General features: G+C 63.6%; 17 protein-coding genes and 1 pseudogene. 3 read left to right on the top strand and 15 right to left on the bottom strand.

Features of this window, described 5'->3' with window-relative positions:
- The first annotated feature begins 54 nt into the window (after nt 1–54).
- The gene (locus tag ACIQUF_RS17385) at nt 55–699 is read left to right on the top strand and encodes a DedA family protein (RefSeq protein WP_403133603.1); all 645 of its coding nucleotides are present in this window, start codon (nt 55–57) and stop codon (nt 697–699) included.
- A gap of 501 nt (nt 700–1200) precedes the next feature.
- Here the strand turns inward: ACIQUF_RS17385 and ACIQUF_RS17380 are convergent.
- Nucleotides 1201–1827: pseudogene (locus ACIQUF_RS17380) on the bottom strand (sterol desaturase family protein); the annotation flags it as partial.
- Between the two features lie 113 nt (nt 1828–1940).
- Between ACIQUF_RS17380 and elbB the strand changes: the two are divergent.
- The gene (gene elbB / locus ACIQUF_RS17375) at nt 1941–2606 is read left to right on the top strand and encodes an isoprenoid biosynthesis glyoxalase ElbB (RefSeq protein WP_403133600.1); all 666 of its coding nucleotides are present in this window, start codon (nt 1941–1943) and stop codon (nt 2604–2606) included.
- On the opposite strand, the gene ACIQUF_RS17370 is transcribed toward elbB, so the two are convergent.
- From ACIQUF_RS17370 to ACIQUF_RS17335, 8 genes are all read right to left on the bottom strand, one after another.
- Nucleotides 2607–3059 (bottom strand): YaiI/YqxD family protein, encoded by a 453-nt coding sequence (locus ACIQUF_RS17370; RefSeq protein ID WP_400803978.1) that lies wholly within the window; start codon nt 3057–3059, stop codon nt 2607–2609.
- A 119-nt stretch (nt 3060–3178) separates the two neighbouring features.
- Nucleotides 3179–5119, bottom strand: a complete 1941-nt coding sequence (locus tag ACIQUF_RS17365) for an FTR1 family protein (protein WP_403133598.1) — start codon at nt 5117–5119, stop codon at nt 3179–3181.
- A 370-nt stretch (nt 5120–5489) separates the two neighbouring features.
- Nucleotides 5490–6908 (bottom strand): efflux transporter outer membrane subunit, encoded by a 1419-nt coding sequence (locus ACIQUF_RS17360; RefSeq protein ID WP_403133595.1) that lies wholly within the window; start codon nt 6906–6908, stop codon nt 5490–5492.
- Nucleotides 6905–7780 carry an efflux RND transporter periplasmic adaptor subunit gene (locus ACIQUF_RS17355; protein WP_403133593.1) on the bottom strand — a complete coding sequence of 292 codons (876 nt, stop codon included), beginning with the start codon at nt 7778–7780 and terminating at the stop codon, nt 6905–6907. The genes ACIQUF_RS17360 and ACIQUF_RS17355 overlap by 4 nt, the downstream gene beginning before the upstream one ends.
- Nucleotides 7777–7989, bottom strand: a complete 213-nt coding sequence (locus tag ACIQUF_RS17350) for a DUF1656 domain-containing protein (protein ID WP_274908143.1) — start codon at nt 7987–7989, stop codon at nt 7777–7779. The genes ACIQUF_RS17355 and ACIQUF_RS17350 overlap by 4 nt, the downstream gene beginning before the upstream one ends.
- Nucleotides 7986–10073 (bottom strand): FUSC family protein, encoded by a 2088-nt coding sequence (locus tag ACIQUF_RS17345; protein WP_403133592.1) that lies wholly within the window; start codon nt 10071–10073, stop codon nt 7986–7988. The genes ACIQUF_RS17350 and ACIQUF_RS17345 overlap by 4 nt, the downstream gene beginning before the upstream one ends.
- On the bottom strand, nt 10070–10522 hold the full coding sequence (locus ACIQUF_RS17340) for a MarR family winged helix-turn-helix transcriptional regulator (RefSeq protein WP_403133591.1): 453 nt from the start codon (nt 10520–10522) through the stop codon (nt 10070–10072). Before ACIQUF_RS17340 ends, ACIQUF_RS17345 begins: the two co-directional genes overlap by 4 nt.
- A 141-nt stretch (nt 10523–10663) precedes the next feature.
- Entirely contained in the window at nt 10664–11458 is a 795-nt protein-coding gene (locus ACIQUF_RS17335) for a tetratricopeptide repeat protein (RefSeq protein ID WP_403133590.1), read from the bottom strand.
- A 206-nt stretch (nt 11459–11664) separates the two neighbouring features.
- Between ACIQUF_RS17335 and ACIQUF_RS17330 the strand changes: the two genes are divergently transcribed.
- Nucleotides 11665–12249, top strand: a complete 585-nt coding sequence (locus tag ACIQUF_RS17330; RefSeq protein WP_403133588.1) for a WYL domain-containing protein — start codon at nt 11665–11667, stop codon at nt 12247–12249.
- On the opposite strand, the gene ACIQUF_RS17325 is transcribed toward ACIQUF_RS17330, so the two are convergent.
- The 6 genes from ACIQUF_RS17325 to ACIQUF_RS17300 all read right to left on the bottom strand — a co-directional run.
- Nucleotides 12218–13081, bottom strand: a complete 864-nt coding sequence (locus ACIQUF_RS17325) for an ABC transporter permease (protein WP_403133586.1) — start codon at nt 13079–13081, stop codon at nt 12218–12220. The genes ACIQUF_RS17330 and ACIQUF_RS17325 overlap by 32 nt on opposite strands.
- Nucleotides 13082–13095: 14 nt before the next feature.
- Nucleotides 13096–13959 (bottom strand): ABC transporter ATP-binding protein, encoded by an 864-nt coding sequence (locus ACIQUF_RS17320; RefSeq protein ID WP_403133584.1) that lies wholly within the window; start codon nt 13957–13959, stop codon nt 13096–13098.
- A gap of 6 nt (nt 13960–13965) precedes the next feature.
- On the bottom strand, nt 13966–14985 hold the full coding sequence (locus ACIQUF_RS17315) for an ABC transporter substrate-binding protein (RefSeq protein ID WP_403133582.1): 1020 nt from the start codon (nt 14983–14985) through the stop codon (nt 13966–13968).
- Between the two features lie 17 nt (nt 14986–15002).
- Entirely contained in the window at nt 15003–15902 is a 900-nt protein-coding gene (locus ACIQUF_RS17310; protein ID WP_403133581.1) for a TauD/TfdA dioxygenase family protein, read from the bottom strand.
- 192 nt (nt 15903–16094) lie between these two features.
- The gene (locus ACIQUF_RS17305) at nt 16095–16436 is read right to left on the bottom strand and encodes a tryptophan synthase subunit beta (protein WP_403134436.1); all 342 of its coding nucleotides are present in this window, start codon (nt 16434–16436) and stop codon (nt 16095–16097) included.
- 156 nt (nt 16437–16592) lie between these two features.
- Nucleotides 16593–21101 (bottom strand): immunoglobulin-like domain-containing protein (locus ACIQUF_RS17300; protein WP_403133578.1); only part of this gene is annotated, 4509 nt, incomplete at its 5' end.

Raw genomic sequence — 21101 nt, 5'->3', positions numbered from 1 at the left:
ATGAATGCGCGCGAAGGGGTAGGCTGCGCGTTCATTTCGCCAGCACCTCAGAAAATGCTTCAACAATTCCTGCAGGATTTCGGCTACTTTGCCCTTTTTCTAGGCACCTTCTTCGAAGGCGAGACCATCCTGGTGCTTGCAGGGTTTCTTGCGTTTCGCGGCTACATGGACATCAGTCTGGTGGTGGTCGTGGCGTTCTTCGGCAGCTACGCCGGCGACCAACTGTGGTACTTCATGGGCCGCCGTCACGGGCGCAAAATCCTCGCGCGCAAGCCACGCTGGCAAGCCATGGGCGACCGCGCGCTGGAACACATTCGCCGCCACCCCGACATCTGGGTGCTGAGTTTCCGCTTCGTCTACGGCCTGCGCACGGTCATGCCCGTGGCCATCGGCCTGTCCGGCTACCCGCCGCGCCGCTACCTGCTGCTCAACGGCATTGGCGCAGCCGTCTGGGCCTTGGCCCTGGGCGCTGCCGCGTACCACTTCGGCGCCATTCTCGAAGGCATGCTGGGCAATGTGAAGAAGTACGAGCTATGGGTGCTCGGCGGCTTGCTGCTGCTCGGCGGCCTACTGTGGCTGCGGCGGCGCTTCCGCACCCTGCGCGCGGAGCGCAAGGCGGCGGCAGAGAGCCAGGCCACAGAGGCTGAGCAGGCTGTAAAGCAAGAGCAAGAGCCAAGCCAACGGCGTAACCACCCCTAAGCCCAGAGCGCCAGCCAGATACAAGGCCGGCGCATTCATCAGCAGGCGTGCCAGCTCCAGGCGTCCTGCCCACGGCCGATTTTCCAAGGCCGCGCCCAAGGCAAACAACCCCAGCGCCATCACCAACCAGCCCAGCACCAGGGCCGCTGTCGGCACATGCTCGGCGACATCCATCAAGTAACTGCCCAAAGCCACGTAGACGGCAAACTGCAGCGCTACGTATACCTGCGGCGCTCGCCCAACAGCGATTTCGAATTTGCGGAACAGGGCCAGGTTCTGCTTGGCCTGTGGATAACGTGCAGCCACGTCGGCCGGCCGCCAGCCGGTGGGCATGAACCAGATCCGCAGCTTGTCCCACAGGCTCTCGGTGCGCCGGGCATCGGCCCAGAGCTGGGCATAGAACTGCAGGTTGGCCCACAGGGGGTTCCAGCTGGCCAGCGGCGTCGTCACACCGAACACCACGGGTTCCGCCGGATCCTCTTCCTTGAACGTGCCGAACAGGCGGTCCCAGAGAATGAACACACCGCCGTAGTTACGATCCAAGTAAGCAGGATTTTGCGCATGGTGGACGCGATGGTTGGACGGCGTGATCAGCACCCATTCGAGCCAGCCCAACTTGGGAATGTGCCGGGTGTGCACCCAGAACTGGTACAGCAGATTCAGCGACGCCACGGTGATGAACACCAGAGGCGGTACACCGATCAGCGCCAGCGGCAGGTAGAAGATCCACGAGAAGATGAAGCCGCTGCTGGTCTGGCGCAGTGCGGTGGTGAGGTTGTATTCCTCGCTCTGGTGGTGCACCGAATGCGCTGCCCACAGCACATTGCGTTCGTGGCCAAGGCGGTGCAGCCAGTAGTAGCAGAAGTCGTAGAGCACGAAGGCCAGCAGCCAAACCCATACGGCCTGCTCCGGCAAGTGCAGCAGCGCCAGGTGCTCCCAGGCCAGCGCATAGGTCAACAGCCCTACCCCTTTGGTCAGCAACCCGGTGCTGGTGGACAGCACCCCGGTGCTCAGGCTGTTGATCGAGTCGGCCAGGGTGAAATTGCGCTGGCCGCGCACACGGTCGGCGACCAGTTCAACCGCGATCAACACGAAGAAAAACGGCACGGCCAGCAGTATCAGGTCCATGGACAGCAGCCTCGAAGGGTATCCACAGAGATTAGGATGCGCCCCGAGCAATCCCTATGGCCACATCTGCCAAACTAGAGGACATTTAGCGCCTCGACACTGGAGTAATGAGCATGACGAAAAAAGTAGCGGTGATTCTTTCCGGCTGTGGCGTCTACGATGGCGCCGAAATCCATGAAAGCGTGATCACCCTGCTGCGCCTCGACCAGCGCGGCGCGCAGGTGCAGTGCTTTGCGCCGAACATCGCGCAGATGCACGTGATCGACCACCTGACCGGTGAAGAGATGCCCGAGTCGCGCAATGTGCTGGTGGAATCGGCACGTATCGCTCGGGGAGAAGTCAAAGACATTCGTGAGGCCAAGGTCGAAGACTTCGATGCGCTGATCGTGCCTGGCGGCTTTGGCGCGGCGAAGAACCTGTCCAACTTTGCAGTGGAAGGCACTGAGTGCACCGTGCAGCCGGATGTGTTGGCTCTGGCCGAAGCCTTTGCCGAAGCTTGCAAGCCGATGGGGCTGATGTGCATTTCGCCGGCACTGGCGGCGAAAATTTACGGGCCGGGCGTGGTCTGCACCATCGGTACCGATGCCGGCACCGCCGCAGCTGTGGTGAAGATGGGCGGCACCCATGAAGAGTGCGATGTGCATGACATCGTCGAAGATACTCAGCGCAAGTTGGTGACCACCCCGGCCTACATGTCGGCCAAGTCGATCAGCGAGGCGGCTGGCGGGATCTACAAGCTGGTGGATCGGGTGCTGGAACTGACCCACGAAGGCGACTGATCAGCCCTTGCTCAGGCGGGTGAGGATACGGTCCAGCGCATTGGCGAACGCCTGCTTTTCACGTTCGCCGTAAGGCGCCTGCCCACCGCCGACCTGCCCCTGCTCGCGCAACTCGGTGAACAGGTTGCGCACGGCCAGGCGCTCGCCCATGTTGCGCTCGTCGAACTCGCGGCCACGTGGGTCCAAGGCGGCCACACCCTTCTTGATCAGCCGGTCGGCCAGCGGTACGTCGCTGCAGATCACCAGTTCGCCAGGCTCGGCGTGCTCGACCAGGTAATCGTCGGCGGCGTCCATGCCGCTGGGCACCACGATCAGCCGGACCACGGCAAAGGCCGGCTTGGCCACGGCCTGGCCGGCGACCATGATTACTTCCAGCTTGCGCTTGAGGGCGAATTTGACGATCAGGTCCTTGGCTGCCTTGGGGCAGGCGTCGGCGTCGATCCATATGCGCATGGGGCAGTTCTCTCTTAAATCTTCACTGGCCTCTTCGCGGCTGAAGCCGCTCCCACAGAGTACAGTGCAGACCCGGTGGGAGCGGCTTCAGCCGCGAAGAGCCCGGCAGCAATCCATAACTAAACCGCAGCCCGCCGCTTCTCGGCCAGGCGACTGCGTCCATACAACACCACAATTGCCAGCAAGGCCACCGCCTGTGCCGCCAGCGAGTACGCATCGGCATGAATCCCCAGCCAGTCGAACTCGAAGAACGCCACCGGCCGTGTACCCAGCACGCCAGCCTCTTGCAGCGCCTTGACGCCATGCCCGGCGAACACCACCGACAGCGCGCACAGCAAGGCGGCGTTGATGCTGAAGAACAGCGACAGCGGCAATTTGGCCGAACCGCGCAGAATCACCCAGGCCAGGCCGACCAACAGCACCAACGCCGTGGCGCCGCCCGCCAATACCGCTTGATGCCCTGCAGGGCCTGCCTGAAGCCACAGGGTTTCATAGAACAGGATCACTTCGAACAGTTCTCGGTACACCGAGAAGAACGCCAGCATGGCAAAGCCGAAGCGCCCACCGCCACTGACCAGGCTGCTCTTGATGTAATCCTGCCAGGCTGCGGCATGCCGGCGGTCGTGCATCCACACCCCCAGCCACAGCACCATCACCGCCGCGAACAGCGCCGTGCAGCCTTCCAGCAGCTCACGCTGAGCGCCGCCGACATCGATCACATAGGCCGCCAAGGCCCAGGTGGCGAAGCCTGCGACCAGCGCCAGCGCCCAACCGATATTGACGCTGCGCACCGCCGACTGCTGGCCGGTGTTGCGCAGGAAGGCCAGGATCGCGGCCAGTACCAGGATCGCTTCAAGGCCTTCGCGCAGCAGGATCAACAGGCCGGAGATGTAGCTCAGCGACCAGCTCAGGCCATCGCTACCCAACAGTTTGGACGCCTGGTCCAGCTTGGCCTTGGCGTCGGCCAGGCGTTGTTCGGCCTGGGCAACCGGCAAGCCGTCCTGCAGTGACTGACGGTAGGCCATCAGCGATTTTTCGGTGTCTTTGCGCGCCTGGGTGTCGATGTTGTCCAGCGAACTTTCGACCAGCTCGAAACCTTCCAGATAGGCCGCTACCGAAAGGTCGTAGGCCTGATCATGGTCACCCGCGCGATAGGCTGCGAGGCTCTTGTCCAGGGTACTGGCGGTGTATTCGAGCAGTTGCGCCGGGCCACGCTTGACCTGCGGCGGCTGGGCACGCTGGGCGCGGAAGGCCTCCACGGCGTTGGCGCCTTCGTTGCTGGCGACCTCGGCCGGCGTCTGGCGGGCCAGGTCGGCCAGGTTCCAGGTCTTGTCACCTTTGGCCGCCTGCGGGTCGACGGTGAAGCTGGCGATATAGGCTGCGACGTCCCAGCGCTGGCGATCATCGAGCTGGTCGGCGAAGGACGGCATTTCAGTGCCGTCGATGCCCAGGGCCAAGGTGTTGTAGAGGTCGAACAGGCTCAACTGATCGAGGCGCGTTTTGTTGCGCAAGTCGGCTGGAGCAGGCTCCAGGCCGACGCCAGCAGGGCCGTCGCCCGCGCCCGTGTCACCGTGGCAGATCGAGCAATTCTGCGCATACAACGACGCGCCACGGGCAGGGTCCGGGGTGATCACCGGGGCCTGGCTGACCTCGTAGGCCACTGCCAGACGCGCGCCTAGCTGGCGGGCCTGTTTGGCGACCGTGGGGCCATCCTGGCGTTGCTCGATGGCCTGGCGCAGTGCTTGAACACCTTGCTCCAGGGCAGTTTGTTCAGCGTTTGCCGGCAGGCCTTTGACCAGGTCGGCCAACACGGCGCTGAACTCTTGTTGCTCACGGTATTCGCCGCTGTCGATGACCTTGCCGTTACTGACGGTTGGCGGGTAGTCGGCACCGATGTAGTCGAGCAGGTGCAGGGCCTTGGTGGCCTCGGCAGGCGCTTCGGCCACGGCCAAGGTGCTGCACAGCGCCAGCACCGGGCCAAGCAACAAAGCCGGCAACCAGGCAAGCAGGCGGGAACGGGTTTTCATGGCCAGTCTCGATGGGGATGCGAAAGAGAACATTGTTCACTTCCACTTTGCTTCGCTCAAGGGTCGTGGACGGATTTCATGAAAAATCTTGCTACAAATCAGGAGAGCATGGGTTGAGTTTTGCAGCGTTGGGGATATCGAGCGCCGCCCGCGCGGCGCATCGCGGATGAATCCGCTCCTACCTTTGTTTCGGGCCAGTCCATCCTGTGAAAGCATCGCTGTGCGCCTTGTTTGTACGACTCGATATCAAGGCGTACAGCCAAGGGCCGCGCGCGAATCCCACAGAAATAATTGGCCCGAAACAGATGTAGGAGCGGATTCATCCGCGATGCGCCGCGCGGGCGGCGCTCGATTTTCGCACCAACACAAAACCTAAGGCATGCACCCAGACGCCAAACCGATCTCAAGGCTTGGCGCCCTCCTTCCAGCCACCACCGAGTGCCAAAAACACCCCTATCTGCCCCACCGCCACCTGGCTATTCGCCGCTGCCAGCTGTGCACGCACATCGGTATAGGTCCGCGTAGCCTGCAAATCTGCCAGGAACGACTCGCGCCCCGCCTGGTAGTACCGGTGCGTCTGATCAGCCGCTTCCTTGGCCGACTGCTCCGCCTCGGCCAGCGCATCACGCCGATCAAGCAAGGCGCTGTACTGCGCAAGCCGAGTCTGGGTCTCGCGAATGGCATTCAGCACCACCCCATCGAAATGCGCCAGTGCCGCCTGGGTCGAAGCCTCGGCCATGCGAATGCGCGCACGGGTGCCGTTGGTGGGAATGCTCCAGCTGATCTGCGGACCAAAGCCCCAGCGGTTGGTCGAAGGCTCGCCAAGGTTTTCGAGGATGCCGATGGTGCCGACCTGGGCGCCGATGCTGATGTCCGGGTACAGCGCCCCTGTGGCCACCCCGATGGTCGCGGTGGCCGCCGCCAGTTGGCGTTCAGCCTGGCGCACGTCGGGGCGACGCTTGAGCAGCGCAGCACCGTCACCCACCGGGACCAGCTGGTTCAGGTGCGGCAACTCGGCGCAATCGGCGGTGCCGGCCGGCAATTTATCCACAGGCTGGGCGAGCAACGCCGCCAAGGTGTACAGCCCGGTTTCTCGCTCGGCCTTGAAGCGCGGCAATTCGGCGCGCAACGACTTGAACTGGGTCTGCGAACGGGTGACCTGGGTTTCATCACCGCGCCCAGCGTCGCGCAGGCGCTGGTTGAGCTGCACGCTCTGCTGCTGCAGATCGAGCGACTCACGGGCGATGTGGTATTCCTCGTTGGCCGAGCACACCTGTGTGTAAGCCTTGACCACATCCGCCACCAGGGTGATGCGCGCGGTGTCGGCTGCGGCCTGTACAGCGTCGGCATTGGCCTGAGCGGCTTCGGTGCCGCGCTTGAAGGTGCCCCACAGGTCGAACTGGTACGAGGCGCTGATGATCGCCTCGCCGATGTTGGCCACTGGCACCTTCTCCGGCAACAGGAAGGCTTCGCCCGACTCCTGCAAACGCTGGGCTCCGGCTTTGATGCCACCGTTGAAACCACCCTGGGACTCGGCCACTTCGACCTGCGCACGGGCCTTGGCGATGTTGGCCGCTGCCACGCGCAACTCGGTGTTGGCGCTCAAAGCCTGGCGGACCAGCGCGTTGAGACGTTTATCCTGATACAGCTGCCACCAGTCCTCGGGCACCGGCGCCGACACCACGCTATCGGCGTCCTGACGCAGCGGGCCGTTGAGGTCGCTGCGCTGCACGGCGGCGTCCTTGGGCACGTCATAGTCCGGGCCGACCATCATGCAGGCCCCCAACGACAGGCAGATGCCAGCCAGGATCAGCTGTTTCATGGCTGCTGCCCCTCGATGATCGACACCGTGGCAGTGCGCCCGGCGATCATGCGGAAGTCTGCCGGCACTTCGTCGAAGGCGATACGCACCGGGATCCGCTGGGCCAGGCGCACCCAGCTGAACGCCGGATTGACGTTGGGCAACAGGTTGGCGCCGCTGCTGCGGTCACGGTCTTCGATACCGGCGGCAAAGCTCTGCACATGGCCGCGCAGGCGGGTGTTGTCGCCCATCACGCGGATGTCCACCGCGTCGCCGATGTGGATGCCACCGAGCTTGGTTTCTTCGAAATAGCCATCGACGTGATACGAAGCACTGTCGACCACCGACAGCACCGGGCGGCCAGCGGTGACGAATTCGTGGTTACGCGGGGCGCGGTCGTTGAGGTAGCCGTCCACCGGGCTGCGCACCACCGAACGGTCGAGGTTGAGCTGGGCAGTATCGACCGCCACTTGCGCCTCGCTGACCGCCGAACGGGCACGCGCCTCGCGGGACTGGCTCTCTTCCAGCTGCTCGGCGGCCACCAGGTTGCCCAGCTTGCGGTTGCGCTGTGCTTCACGGGAAGCCTGGGCCAGGGTTTCCTGGCGCTCGCCGAGGGTCGCCTTGGCCTGGCGCAGCGCCAGGCTGAAGCGGTCCTGGTCGATGGTGAACAGCACGTCGCCGCGCTTGACGGTCTGGTTGTCGCGCACCTCGACTTTCTGGATCAGGCCGGACACGTCCGGGGCAATCTGGATGACGTCGGCGCGGATGTGGCCGTCGCGGGTCCAGGGGGCGAACAGGTAGTACACCACCATCTGCCACACGAGCACGGCGGCGAAAGTCACTACCAGCAAGGTCAGGACCACACGGCCCAGGGTCAGCAAAGGTTTTTTCATGGCAGCATCAGGCTTCGGCAAAAGTGGTCCACCGCGCCAAGCAGCACGGCATACAATGCAACGTTGAACAGCGCCCGGTGCCAGACCAGGCGGTAGAAATGCACCCGCACCAGCACCGCGTGCACACCTAGGAACAGCAGGTAGGTGCCAAACATCATCACCAGCAGCGTGGGCAGGAATACCCCGCTGATATCCAGTTCACCGATCACAGGGGCGCTCCGTCCAGGCCGGGGGGCAGTTGCGGTTGTTCGGCTGGCTCGAGCATCACCTCGACACCCGGCAGCAGCGCCAGGCGCAGGCCGCTCAGGGCATGCAGCAGGTGGGTGCGGGCGTCGCCGCGTTCGTACAGTTCATCCAGATTCAGCGCCAGGCGCGCCCGCTCCATGTTGCGCAGCAGGGCTGCGGGGGCATGCAGGCGTTCGCCGGCACGCAGGCAGGCGGCGTAATGGCCGCCGACGTCCTCGATCACCGTTTGCAGGCGCTCGCGGGCCTGGCTGCCGGCCCGTGGCAGGTAGGCCAGCAGGTCGAGCAGGTTCAGGCCCACGCGCAGGTCGCGGAGGGCCACGCCGCTGTCCTGGCCGGTCTGCGACAGGCGCGGCAGGTGCTGCATCAGGCGGTCGAGCATCTGCACGCCGACCTGGCGATGTTCGGCCAGGGTCGCTGGCTCGGTCATCTCGACGATGTCGCGCCACAGGAAGCGAGTCATGCGCTTGGCGGCCAGCTCGACGCCGAACGGGCGCATCACCAGGGTCCAGATGAAGGCGAACAGCAGCCCCACGGGGCCGGCCAGGTTGGAATTGAGGAAGGTAAAGAAGTCGGCGTCGTAAGCGCCCTGGATGCTGATGAAGGTCGAGGTGTTGACGATGGTCAGCAAGGTGCCCAGGTAGAAGCGCGGCTGCACGGTCAGGGTGCCGACGCAGATGAACGGCACGGCGAAGGCCAGCACCAGCATCGGGAAATCGTGCAGGTTGGGCAGTACCAGGAACAGGTACAGGCTGGAGAAGATCACCGACATCAACGTCCAGAAGAAGAATCGGTAGATCTGCGGTGCCGGGTCGTCCATGGCGGCGAAGAAGCTGCACGACACGGCGGCGAGGATCACCGCGCTGGCGCCGTCGTGCCAGCCCAAGCCGATCCACAGGCCGCAGGCGACGATGATCGCCAGCACGGTGGACACCACCGAGTAGAGCATCAGCCCGCGGTCGAAGAACGGCGTCAAGCGGCCCAGGCGCCAGTGGCGGTAGACGGCGCGCCAGGGTTTGGCGTCGTCCGTGCGCAAAGCATGTTGCAGGGTGCAGCAGTCCTGCCAGAGGTCGGCCCATTCGGCCAGGCGGTAAAGCGCGTTGGAGAGCAGCAGTTCCGCGCGTTGGTCGAGGGCGGCAGCGCCGGGTTGCAGGCGATCGATCTGCTCGTGCAGGTGGGTCCAGCGTGCTACCGAAGCACTTTCGGCGGTGCCCTTGAGCCACTCGCGGGCGGCAGCCAGCACGGGTTGCAACTGGGCGAACTGGGCAGGCGCGCGGCCTTCGAGCGCCACCAGAGCGTCGTCGAGGGCGTCGATCACCGGCAACAGGTGGATCATCCGCCCGCGCAGCTCCCGGGCGTTTTTCAGGGTGTGCGGGCCAGCGCCTTCGTGGCCGAGCTGGCCAATCATCAGTTCCAGCGAGTTGAACGTGGCGACCATCGCACCGCGCATGCCGCCTACCTTGTCGGCGGCCACATCGCGGGCAAGGTAGGTGTCGCTGTAGCGGATCGCTTCGCTGAACCAACTGCCGGTCGCGCCGACCACCACCGGCGCCAGGCGCCGGGGCCAGAAAATCGCACCGACCACCGCCGCGCAGACGATCCCCAGGCAGATTTCCTGCGCGCGGGACGAGGCCACATCGAACACCGCCAGCGGGTTGTCGACCACTGCCAGGGCGATCATCGGCAGCGTGTAGCCGGCCAGCATCAGCACGTAGTTGTTGGCCGTGCGCAGGTTCAGCGACAGGTACAGCAAGGTCCCCGTCCACAAGGCGATGGCCACCGTCAGCAACAAGGGCGACTGCACCAGCGGCGGCACCAGGAAGATGGCCCCACCGGCACCCAGCAGCGTGCCCACCGCGCGATACAGGGCCTTGGAACTGGTTGGCCCGACAAACGGGCTGGAGACGATGTACACGGTCGCCATCGCCCAGTACGGGCGCGGCAGCTGCATCAGCAGGGCGATGTACAGGGCGATCATCGACGCGGCGAAGGTACGCACGCCATAAAACCAGTCGCGGGCCGGCGGCACCGAGCTGAAGAAGCCGTTCATGCCACCCCGCCCGCAGCGCCCAAACCGGCGGCCTCGAAGGCGCGCAGCACGCGCAAGGCGGCTTGCAGGTCGGCTTCGTCGATGCCCTGTAGCACGTCGTGACGCACACGTACCAGCTCGGCTTCGATGGCTACGGCCAGTGCGCGGCCTTCGGCGGTCAGGCTCAGGGCCTTGGCGCGGCGGTCCAGGGGATCCTCGCTGCGGCACACCAGGCCGGCCTTGCACAGCTGGTCGAGCAGGCGCACCAGCGACGGGCTTTCCAGGCCAGCGGCCTGCGCCACGGCGACCTGGTGCACGCCATCGCCCAGGCGCACGATCATCAGCAAGGGTGCGGCGCAAGCCTCGGAGATACCGTAGCTGGTCAAGGCCGTATGGCAGATGCGCCGCCAATGGCGGGCCGCAACGACCATGCCGCTGCTGACTTGCAGGCGCAGGGAATCAAGCGTCATGTGAGGAACCAAGGATATTCATAGTTTGCTAACTATCAATATACGCCTGGGCCACCCCCTGGCGTCAACCGGGGGTGACGGGGGGTTTTGATGAATTGTTGTTCATCCTGACCTATCGGTAACGCCACAGACACCGCGAAATCAGGGCTGAACCTGGTCTTCCAGCTTCATCGCCAACGCCAGTGTGCTGCCCATCTGCACCGCCCTGTCGCGCCAATCCAGATACCGCGTGCCGTCACGTCGGTTGAAATGCACCGCCAACTCCTCGGCCGCCTGCATCACCCCGGTGGCTGCCGCCAACTCCAGCCAGTAGAGGGCCGCCCTGATATCCGCCTGCACATGCAAACCATGCAACAACCGATAACCCACTTCGAACCGGCATCGTGCCTCTCCCCGTTCGGCACCCCGGAGAAACCACTGATACGCCTGGACCAGATCCACCTGCCAGCCCAGTTCGGCATCGCAGACCTCTTCTTCATAGAGGTCACCGAGCGCGGCTGCAGCGTGCAGCATGCCGCGCTCAAAGGCCTGGCGATAACATTCCGCAGCTTGTACATAGGACGTAGCGACGCCTTTGCCAAAGTAGTGCTGCTGCCCCAGGTTGAACCAGGCCGCCGCGTTGCCCTGTAGCGCCGCCATGCGCAGCAGATGCCCGGCCAGCACGGTGTCGGCGCGCCAGTACTTGCCATTGAGCCAGATCCAGCCGAGGTCGTTGAGCGCGGCCACGTTACCGGCCACTGCCTGCTGCCGCAGGTCGGCATACACCGCCTGCAGATCCGCCGCTTCGTCCAGGCGGCTGACCAGCAGTGCCCGCTGGCTTGGCAACCCTACCCCGGCGAACAGCCGCTGCCGCCGGCCAGCGGGTATCGGGGCGGGCGTGACCTGCTCTGGCAGAAGGCGGGCGAGCAGCGAATGGATATTGCTGACGGCAGACATGTTCATCCTCATTGAACGACCCACAGGCCCGACCTCGGCTGTGATGAGGCGTGATTTTGCGCGACGTCACGTCAAAACCTGTCGCGAACGAACCGGCGCGAGGCAACCAAATGGCGGAACCTTGATCTGAGGGAGTCGTGGCTAATTGCCATGACCTGATTGTGCCGCCATCCTGATGCGGCAAGCCTAGACAAGGACGTTATCTTTTGCCGTTCGCCACCACCCGCGCCACCCTCAGCCGTCAGTGGGCGCTGCTGCGCCAGCTCCCCAGCCGCTCGCCGGGCACCACCAGCGCCGAGCTGGTCTGGCGCCTGCGTGATGTGGGCTTCAATGTCAGCAAACGCACGGTGGAACGCGACCTCAACGAGCTGTCGCTGATCTTTCCGCTTGAGCGCAACGACAAGAGCATTCCGTTTGGCTGGCACTGGTCGGCGAACGTCGTGGGGGAGTTGCGCGGGAATTTTGATCTGTTGGGTTATTTGCGTGGTGAAACGCAGCAGCCGGCGCAGGGTGATGGGCTGGAGTTGCAGGCTTGGGTCAGTGACGCCGTGGCGCGGCAGCTGCGTGATGCGCCGTTGAGCGCGGACATGCAGCTGATGGCCCTGGAGCAAGGGCATCGGCTGCGTGCCACGGTTGAGGATGGCTGGGCGCTGCGCTGGTGGGTGCTGAGCCAGGGGGATGGGGTGATGGTGGAGCAACCCGCCAGATTGCGTGACGAGATTGCCAATACCCTGGCCAGTGCGGCCGCCCAGTACAAAATTACCGCTGCATGCCCCAGCGCCGAACAGTGAGCCGCTCCAGCGTACTGAACACCAACCCCTCGACCAGCAACCCGATCAGGATCACCACCGCCAGCCCGGCAAACACCTTGTCGGTATACAGCTCGTTACGGTTCTGGAAGATGTACCACCCCAGCCCGCCTTTGCCGCTGCTGGCGCCGAACACCAGCTCGGCGGCGATCAGCGTGCGCCAGGCAAAGGCCCAACCAATCTTGAGCCCCGACAGGATCGACGGCAGTGCCGCCGGCACCAGAATATGCAGCACCAGCCGTAGCCCCTTCAGGCCATAATTGCGCCCGGCCATGCGCAGGGTCTCTGATACGCCGAGAAAACCCGCGTAGGTATTCAGCGCCAGCGCCCAGAGCACCGAGTGCACCAGCACGAAGATCAAGCTGTTGTCGCCCAACCCGAACCACAGCAGCGCCAGCGGCAGCAGGGCGATGGCCGGCAGTGGGTTGAACATCGAGGTGAGCGTGCCCAACAGATCGCGCCCAATCTGGGTCGATACGGCCAGGCTGGTCAGGCCGAACGCCAGGACGATGCCCAGCAGGTAACCCTTGAGCAGGATCACCAGCGACACGCCGACCTTGGCCGGCAGTTCGCCGCTGACCAGTCCGTCCCACAGCGCAGCCGCAGTCTGCAGGAACGTCGGGAGCAGCAGGTCGTTGTCCTGATAGCGGGCGATGGCCTCCCACAACACGGCGATCACCACGAGGATCACCGCCTTGCGCAGCCAGCCTTGTTGCCACAGGCGCTGGGCCAGCGGCAGGTTGCGTTCCAGAGGCACACTGAGCAGCGGCTCCAGCTGCACCTCGTATTCCTGACGTACAGGTGTAGTGGTCATGGCTGAAGCTCCTGTCAGTAGGCGATGCGGATGTCGTTGAAACCCAGGTCGTCGGGCTGTTCGGGGGCTTCGGCTTCGTCGAACAGCAAGCGATGGATGCGCCGCGCGCTGGCCTGGAAGTCACTGGCGCCGAGGCTGCCAAGGTCGTATTGATGGCTGTGCACTTCGGCCCGTACCCGCCCCGGGTGGGGCGACAGCAGCAAGATGCGGTTACCGACCACCAGCGCCTCCTCGATTGAGTGGGTGACGAACAGCAAGGTGAAGCGCACCTCTTCCCACAGCAGCAACAGTTCTTCCTGCATCTTGCGCCGGGTCAGTGCATCAAGTGCGGCGAACGGCTCGTCCATCAGCAGAATCTTCGGTTGTGTGGCCAGCGCCCGGGCAATCGCGACGCGGGCTTTCATGCCGCCCGACAGGGTGTGCGGATAGGCGTCGGCGAAGCTCGCCAAACCAACTTTCTCCAGATAATGCAGAGCTCGCTCTTCGGCCTCGGCGCGCTTGAGCTGGCCGGACACCAGCAACGGGAACATGACGTTCTGCTTCACCGTCTTCCATGGCGGCAGCTGGTCGAACTCCTGGAACACCACGATGCGATCAGGGCCTGGGCCTATGACCGGCTGGCCCTGCAGCAGGATCTGCCCTTCCTGCGGGCTGATGAAACCGGCCACGGCCTTGAGCAGCGTGGACTTGCCGCAACCCGAGGGGCCGAGTAGTACATAACGGTCGGCACGGTCGACTTCGAAGCTGACCTGGTGGGTGGCCCGCACCACGCGCTGCGCGGTGCGGTATTCGAGGCTGAGGTTGTCCACCTTGAGCAACGGCGGAGTCGCGACACGGCTCAGGTTGCTGGCCGTGTGGCCTGGCAATGGGACGGTCATGGTCGGTCAGCTCCCTTGCAGCGGGCGTTCATCCTGGAAGAAGTAGTCCTTCCACGATTCCGGCTTGTTCTTGATGGCGCCCACTCGGTAGAGGAAGTCGGCCAGTTTGTAGGTGTTCTTCGGCGTGACGGTGAATTCGTACTGGGGGTTGTCGATCAGCTTGATCAGCGCGTCGCGGTCAATCTTGGCCTTGGTCACGCGGATGTAGGTGTCGGCGGCAGCCGCCTTGTCTTTCTGGGCAAAGTCCGCGGCTTCTGCCAGCGCATCGACGAAGGCCTTGTAGGTCTTGGGGTTGTCGTTGCGGAATTTTTCGGTGGCGAACAGCAGGGTCGGCGAGTTGGGGCCCAGCAGGTCGTAGCTGTTAAGCACCACGTGCACGTCCTTGTTGGCCAGCGCCTGGTCTTGGAACGGTGGGTTGGAGAAGTGCCCATTGAGTTCGGTGCCACCGGCCAGCAAGGCTGCGGTGGCATCAGGGTGCGGCACGGCTAGGGTGTACTTGTCGAGGCGGTTGTACTCTTTGTCGCCCCACTGCTGCGCAGCGGCGTACTGCAGGAAACGCGACTGCACCGAGACCCCTACGGCCGGGACGGCAATGCGGTCCTTGTCGGAAATGTCGGCGACGGTTTTCACGTTCGGGTTGCTGCTGACCAGGTAGTACGGGAAGTTGCCCAGCGAGGCCACGGCCTTGACGTTTTGCCGGCCTTTCGTGCGGTCCCACACGGTAAGCAGCGGGCCGACGCCGGCACCGGCGATGTCCACCGAGCCGGACAACAGCGCGTCGTTGATTGCCGCGCCGCCCGACAGCTGGGCCCAGTCGACTTTGATGTCGAGGCCCTGTTCCTTGCCGTGCTTCTCGATCAGGTGCTGGTCGCGCACCACGTTGAGCAGCAGGTAAACGATGCCGAACTGCTCGGCAATGCGAATCTCGCCTTCGGCATGGGCCACGATGGGCGCCGCGAGGCTGCCGACGACCAGGCTTGCGCCCAGGCCGATGCTGGCCGCCAGGCGGCTGATGGATTTGCGCATGATGGTGTCCTCAGTCGTCAGAACGGGGCGTCGCCCTGGATGGTGGTACGGAACAATTTGCGCCGCAGGTGCGCAGGGCAACCGGCGGCCAGGTGGATCAGCGAGCGGTTGTCCCAGAACACCAGGTCGTGGGGCTGCCATTGGTGGCGGTAGATGTTTTGTTCGAGCACGCTCAGGGCATACAGCTGCTGCAACACGTCGCGGCTTTCATCATCGGGCAGGCCGACGATGCGGGTGGTGAAGCCTTCGCTGACGAACAGCGCCTTGCGGCCGTTTTCCGGGTGGGTACGCACCACCGGGTGGATGACTTCCTTGACCTGCGCCAGTTGCTCGGCGGTCAGGGTCGGGCGCCAGTTGCCTTCGAACTTGGTCTCGGCGTAACGGGCGGTGTAGGAGTGGGCGGCACTGCGGTTTTCCACCACCTTGCGCAATGCATCGGGCACCGCGTCCCAGGCCTTGTGCATGTCGGCGAACAGGGTGTCGCCGCCTTCGCTGGGCAGTTCCTGAGCGTGCAGCATGGAGCCGAGGCTGGGCAGCTCTTTGTACGACAGGTCGGAATGCCAGAACTTGCCGGCATCGCCCAAGCCGATGTTCTGGCCGTTCTCGATGATGTTGGAAACGATCAGGATTTCCGGGTGACCGGCGAGCAGGAACTGCTTGAGCACGTGGATCTGCAGCTCGCCGAAGCGGCGGCTGAAGCTGATCTGTTGTTCAGGGCTGATGCGCTGGTCGCGGAACACCAGCACATGGTGGTCGAGGTGGGCGCGATGAATACGCTGGAAATCCTCGGTGCTGACCGGCTTGGCCAGGTCCAGGCCGATGATTTCTGCGCCGACGGCACCGGCGAACGGGCGGACTTCAAAAGTTTGCGGCAGGGCGCTGTCGATGGACGACAAGGCGTTCGAGGCGGCGGACATGGTTCACTCCCACGCAGTGCGCGACTTCAATGGCGCGCAACGATCAGAAACGCACGGGGATTTCCCGTGTGGGTTCAAGTCGTGCGGCGCATCGATTGGTCGACGGGTACGCAGTGGGGCGACTATAAAGTCATAAGAAGAATACTTTAAATACTGTTAAAGAATAACGATATGAGCAGGCAGAGCAGGACTTCAGATCAGCCCGCCCTCCTCTTCTTCCTCGATCAAATTGTTCAGGCTACCAAGCGCCTTACGCGCAGTGGAACGGCTGAGCAGCTTAGCCTGGGCGCCAGGCGGCAGGTCGGTGATGCTGAACACCCCTTTTGCGGTGAGCACTTCGATCAAGTCTTCCAACACCCGGATCATGTCCAAGTCGCTTTGCTTGAGCTGCTTGAGGCTGTTCTCGACAACGTCGTCGGCGAACCACTCCTGGATCTCGGCATGGTCCGCCGGGAGTATTTCGGTGGATTCAGCATAGGGTGCGGCTTCTACCCGTAGCAACTGGCCATTGGCGTCGCGTTGCACGTAGAACATGGCGTCGTCCCTCGTCACGATGATTCCTTGTTGGTAGACAGCAGCATAGGCAACTTTCACCAGGCGTGTCAGCCCGGCGCATGAGTATGCGCTGCAGGAGGGGTGGTAGAAAAGACCGCTCCTGCGGTGGCCTGTTACGGCCACCGCAGGCGTGGGTCAGTTGTTGTCGATCTTGATGGTCGGGTCGGCACCGGTGATCAACGAGTTGATCGTGGTGTTCGACCAGTTGACCCCTTCCAGCTTGATCGTCACGTCGGCATTGGCCAGGCCGCCAGCGGCATTGAGCTTGCCTTCGGTGCTCACCTGCAAGGTCGAGGAACCATCGACGGTGGTGATCTTCAGGAAGTTGTCGATGGTGCTGGCCTTCTCGCCCTGCAGCAGGTCGCGCAGGTCGAGGCGGTCGCCCTCGGTGGCCTTGAAGTCCTTGATCACATCGTTGCCGATGTCACCGGCCTTCCACACGAAGGTATCGGCCCCGCTGCCGCCGATCAGGATGTCATTGCCCTGGCCGCCGATCAGCGTGTCGTTGCCGGTACCGCCCAGCAGGATGTCATTGCCCTTGCCGCCATCGAGGATGTCGTTGCCACCCTGGCCGAAGAGAATGTCATTGCCTGCCCCGCCCATCAGGGTGTCGGCGCCGTCGTTGCTGCCCGAGATATCAAACTCGGTGTAGTGCTCGCTGACGTACTTGTGCATCGCGCGCGCATCCACATCACCGGCATCCACGCCCAACTTGCTGGCGACATAGCCCTGAATCGCCTCGACGCCGGTGCCGGCGACCGACGGGAAGGTCAGCAGGTCGCCGAAGATGATGTCGTTGCCGTCGCCGCCATTGACCGTGTCGTTGCCCGGGTTGGTGACTTCGGTGTGGCCGAGGATGGCTTCGGCGAGCTTGCTCGGGTCGATGTTGGTCTGCGGCTTGCCATCGGAGTCGAACGGCTTCAGGTCACTGGTCTTGACGTCGTCGTTCAGGCCAATGGCTTCGACGCTGGACAGGCCGGACAAGATCTTGAAGCTGTCGGTAGAGTTGTTCCAGGTGGCATCGCTGGTGCTGCTACCGGACCCGGAACGGCTGGACAGCTCGTAGCCACCGTTGCCTTCGGCGCGAATGTCGCCGGACAGGCTGGTGGTCCACCTGCCGCTCCAGTAGTTGTAGGTCTGCACCGTCAAGCCGCCATCGCTATCGATGGTCAGGTAGTTGCTGTTGTCCAGGTACTTGCTGACCGTCATCCCTGCCTTGTAGTTGATCGAGGTCAGGTAGCTGTCGAAGGACTGGTTGGTGCTGCCCAGGGTTGGGTTGCCTTGTTCACCGCTCTGGTAATAGGTCGGCTTGCCGTCGGTAATGAAGAACGTCTGGTTGCTGCCGGTGCTACCCGCATCCTTGAGGTTCTGGAACCAGTTGGCGGTCGTCTTGAAGGCATCTTCATAGTTGGTGCCGCCCGTGGACTTCAGGCTGTTCAACGCATTGAGCAGCGTCTGCAGGCCGGCATCGTTGAGGGTAACCGAAACGCTGCTCTTCACCTGGGTAGCGAAGTCGACCAGCAGGATGTTCACAGTGCCCGATTGCGCACCCTTGACGCTCGCCGCCAGGGTCTTGAACACCGACTCCAGCGACGACTTGGCAGCGTTCACGCCGGAGGACCCCATGCTGCCCGAAGTGTCGACGACGAAGGCGATGTTGTAGTCCTTGCCCGGCACCACGTGCAGGCCGCTGACATCCGCGACGACGATGTCATTGCCTTCGGTACCGGTGATGTTGTCGTTGTCGGCCGACAGGTTGCTGGTGGTGTAGCTCTGCGGGTAGACCGTGACCTTGATGCTGCCTTCGTTGGTCGCGGTGCTGCCGCCGACGCTTTCGGTGGAGGTCGAGGTGACCTTCACGTCGAACTGGCCGGAATAGTAGGCCGGTGGCTTGATGGTCAGGCTGCCGAGGTTCCAGCCGGTCACGTCCACCGCAGCAGTGCCGACCGTGAAGGTGTGGCCAGCGTTATCGGCGACTACTGAACCTGCCGGGATGCCGCTGAGCTTGACGCTCAGGCTTTCCGAGCCGTCGGTGTCAGTCAGCGCGGTGCTGATGCTCACCAGCTTGACCGGCGCGCCGTTCTCGCCGCCTTCGTTGAGCTTGTAACCGTCGTAGTAGCCCTGGCCATTGCTGCCATGCAGGTCCGACACGGTCACCCCGGCATTGGTCAGCGCACCGACGTTCGGGTACATCGGGATGTTGGCGCTGTTGAGGTCGGTGACCGCGCCATTGCCCACCTTGATGTTGACGTCGAGGCTGCCTGGGCCGGCCTGGTTGGCGTTGTAGATTTCCAGGGTGTAGTAGCCGCTGGTGGTCGGGGTGAAGCTGCCGGAGATGCTGCCGCTGCCCGAGCCCCAGGTGGCGCCCGCGACGTTCTTGCCGCCGATGACGATCTGCAGGCTGTCGTCGGCAGTGCCGCTGAAGGTGTAGGTCTTGCCGGCTTCCAGGTAGATCAGGCCGGAGGTCTTCGAGCCGGTGCCCGGGCTGACGGTGGCCGAGGTGTCGACCGTGGTCACCTGTTCGCTCTTGCTGGCGCTGCCGGAGTTGGCAAACACGTTTTTCAGCGCATCGCCGGTGATGCCGTTGCCATTGGTGCCCAGGCCGGTGAGGCTGGTCCAGGTTTCCTTGGTCAGGCCCAGCGAGTTGACGTTGTTGTTGCCAATGTTCAGGTCCGGCTTGTCGGCGACCGGGGTGATGTCGACTTTCAGCGTCGCTTCACTGCCTGCGTCCTTGCCGTCGGTTGGCTTGTACTTGATCTGCGCGTAGTCGGCCTGCTTGTTGCCCACGCCGGTGCCGCCAAAGCCGTCCGCGCCCGATTGGTTGGCCAATGGAACGAACTTGAGCTTGCCAGCGGCGATGTCGGCCTGGCTGATGGTCTGGCCGGCCTTCACGTCGGTCCAGGTCGAACCCACCAGCAGTTTCAGGTTTCCGGCACCTGGGAGCTGGGTGATGGTCACACCCAAGCTGCTGAGCGGGGAGTCGACATCGCTGACGTTGAAGTTGCTCCAGCTCAGGACCAGGTCGGTGTCCTCGGTACCCGTCACCGCACCACCGGTGGTGGTCGGCGCGTCGTTGACCGCCACCACATTGACCGTGGTGGTCGCCGTGTTGGAGGTGTTGACGCCATCGGTCACCGTGACCGTGATGATCCGCGGCGTGGTGCTCGGGTCTTCACTGTTGTTGATGAAGGTGATGTTCTTGATCGCCTGAATGTAGTCGGCCAGCGATGCGTTGCCGCTCAGGGTCAGGACCACCTTGCCGTCGGTGCTGTTGGCGTTGATCGAGATGCCGTTGACGCTGTTGCCCAGGTTGAGCGCATCGCCTGGCTGGCGGTTGGTCAGGGTCACGGTCGCGCCGGTCAGCATCGAGCTGTCGAAGTCGGTGATCGATACGTCGATATCGCCGATCGATACGCCGCTGCCCGGCTGATTTTCGGTGAAGGTGGTCTGGTAGTCGGCGCCAGTCTTGCCGCTGGAATCGTTGGCATCCAGGTCAAGTACCGGTGCTGGCTCGAAGATCTGCGTAGTGACGCTGCCCGCAGTGCCGCTGACCGCCAGATTCTCGAAATTGCCGCCGCTGGCGGAGTCGATCTTCACCGTGAACTGCTCGGTGCCTTCGGTGACGTTGTCCTTGATGGTCGGGATGGTGAAGGTGGCCGAGTTGCTGCCAGCCTTGATCGTCACGATAGCCACGCCGGTGTAGTCGGCACCATTGCTGGCCGTGCCGGAGTACGACAATTTCACCGTCACATCGGTTTGCGCATTGTTGCTCAGGTTGAGCGTGTAGGTGGCATTGCCGCCTTCAGCCACGGCCGTGGTGCCGGTGATGCTCAAGGTAGTGGTCTGGATGGTGTCGGTTACGCCCGTGACTGCAGGCGTGGTGCTGACGACCAGGTTCTCGAAGTTGCCACCCGTGGTGCCGGTGATTTTCGCCGACACGTCACCTGCGTCGATGTACACGTCATCGGCTGGCGCGGCTACGGTGACCGAGCCGGAGGTTTTGCCGGCGGCGATATTGATCGTCTGGCCGTTGCTCAAGGTGACGGTCATCGCCGTGCCCGCCGGGTTGCTCAAGGTGGCGGTGTAGGTGATCTGACCACCCTCGGCGACCGTCGGCGTGGCGCTCAAGGTCAGGTTGGTGTTGTCGATGGTGTCGGTGACTTTGGTTACGGCGAAGGCACCGTCGACAGCCAGCAACTCGAAGTCGCCACCGGTGCTACCGTCGATCTTGGCTTGCACCGAGCCCGCGTCGATGTACGGATCATCGCCCGGCGCGTTGATCGTTATGCTGCCTTCGGTCTGCCCTTTGGCAATGAGGATCGTCTCGCCATTGCTCAGCTTGATGGACATGTCGGAACCGGCCTTGTTGGACAAGGTGGCGGTATAGGTGATCTTGCCGCCTTCGGCGACCGTTGCCGTGGCGCTGAGGGCCAGGGTCGTCGTTTCCTTGGTGCCTGCGACATCCGTAACCGACGTCGACGGGGTGCCAGCGGTGACCAGTTTTTCGTAGTTGCCACCCTCGACCTTGGTGATGCTGTTGGTCAGCGGGGCGTTGGTGTTGTAGACGTTGTTCGGCGCGGTGAACTCGACCGTGCCGGTGGACTGGCCGACGCCGATGGTGATGCTCTGGCCGTTGGCCAGAGT

Origin of the sequence: Pseudomonas sp. NPDC090233, from assembly GCF_044772285.1 — a bacterium.
In the GTDB taxonomy this organism is placed as follows: Bacteria; Pseudomonadota; Gammaproteobacteria; order Pseudomonadales; family Pseudomonadaceae; genus Aquipseudomonas.
The sequence above is the reverse complement of the archived record's forward strand: the minus strand, read 5'-3'. Positions and strand labels throughout refer to the sequence as shown.

Coding starts and splice junctions, on each gene's coding strand:
- ACIQUF_RS17385 (WP_403133603.1), top strand. CDS start 55: ATGCTTCAACAATTCCTGCAGGATTTCGGCTACTTTGCCCTTTTTCTA.
- ACIQUF_RS17325 (WP_403133586.1), bottom strand. CDS start 13,081: ATGACCACTACACCTGTACGTCAGGAATACGAGGTGCAGCTGGAGCCG.
- ACIQUF_RS17370 (WP_400803978.1), bottom strand. CDS start 3,059: ATGCGCATATGGATCGACGCCGACGCCTGCCCCAAGGCAGCCAAGGAC.
- elbB (WP_403133600.1), top strand. CDS start 1,941: ATGACGAAAAAAGTAGCGGTGATTCTTTCCGGCTGTGGCGTCTACGAT.
- ACIQUF_RS17365 (WP_403133598.1), bottom strand. CDS start 5,119: ATGTTCTCTTTCGCATCCCCATCGAGACTGGCCATGAAAACCCGTTCC.
- ACIQUF_RS17340 (WP_403133591.1), bottom strand. CDS start 10,522: ATGACGCTTGATTCCCTGCGCCTGCAAGTCAGCAGCGGCATGGTCGTT.
- ACIQUF_RS17360 (WP_403133595.1), bottom strand. CDS start 6,908: ATGAAACAGCTGATCCTGGCTGGCATCTGCCTGTCGTTGGGGGCCTGC.
- ACIQUF_RS17345 (WP_403133592.1), bottom strand. CDS start 10,073: ATGAACGGCTTCTTCAGCTCGGTGCCGCCGGCCCGCGACTGGTTTTAT.
- ACIQUF_RS17355 (WP_403133593.1), bottom strand. CDS start 7,780: ATGAAAAAACCTTTGCTGACCCTGGGCCGTGTGGTCCTGACCTTGCTG.
- ACIQUF_RS17310 (WP_403133581.1), bottom strand. CDS start 15,902: ATGTCCGCCGCCTCGAACGCCTTGTCGTCCATCGACAGCGCCCTGCCG.
- ACIQUF_RS17315 (WP_403133582.1), bottom strand. CDS start 14,985: ATGCGCAAATCCATCAGCCGCCTGGCGGCCAGCATCGGCCTGGGCGCA.
- ACIQUF_RS17320 (WP_403133584.1), bottom strand. CDS start 13,959: ATGACCGTCCCATTGCCAGGCCACACGGCCAGCAACCTGAGCCGTGTC.
- ACIQUF_RS17305 (WP_403134436.1), bottom strand. CDS start 16,436: ATGTTCTACGTGCAACGCGACGCCAATGGCCAGTTGCTACGGGTAGAA.
- ACIQUF_RS17335 (WP_403133590.1), bottom strand. CDS start 11,458: ATGTCTGCCGTCAGCAATATCCATTCGCTGCTCGCCCGCCTTCTGCCA.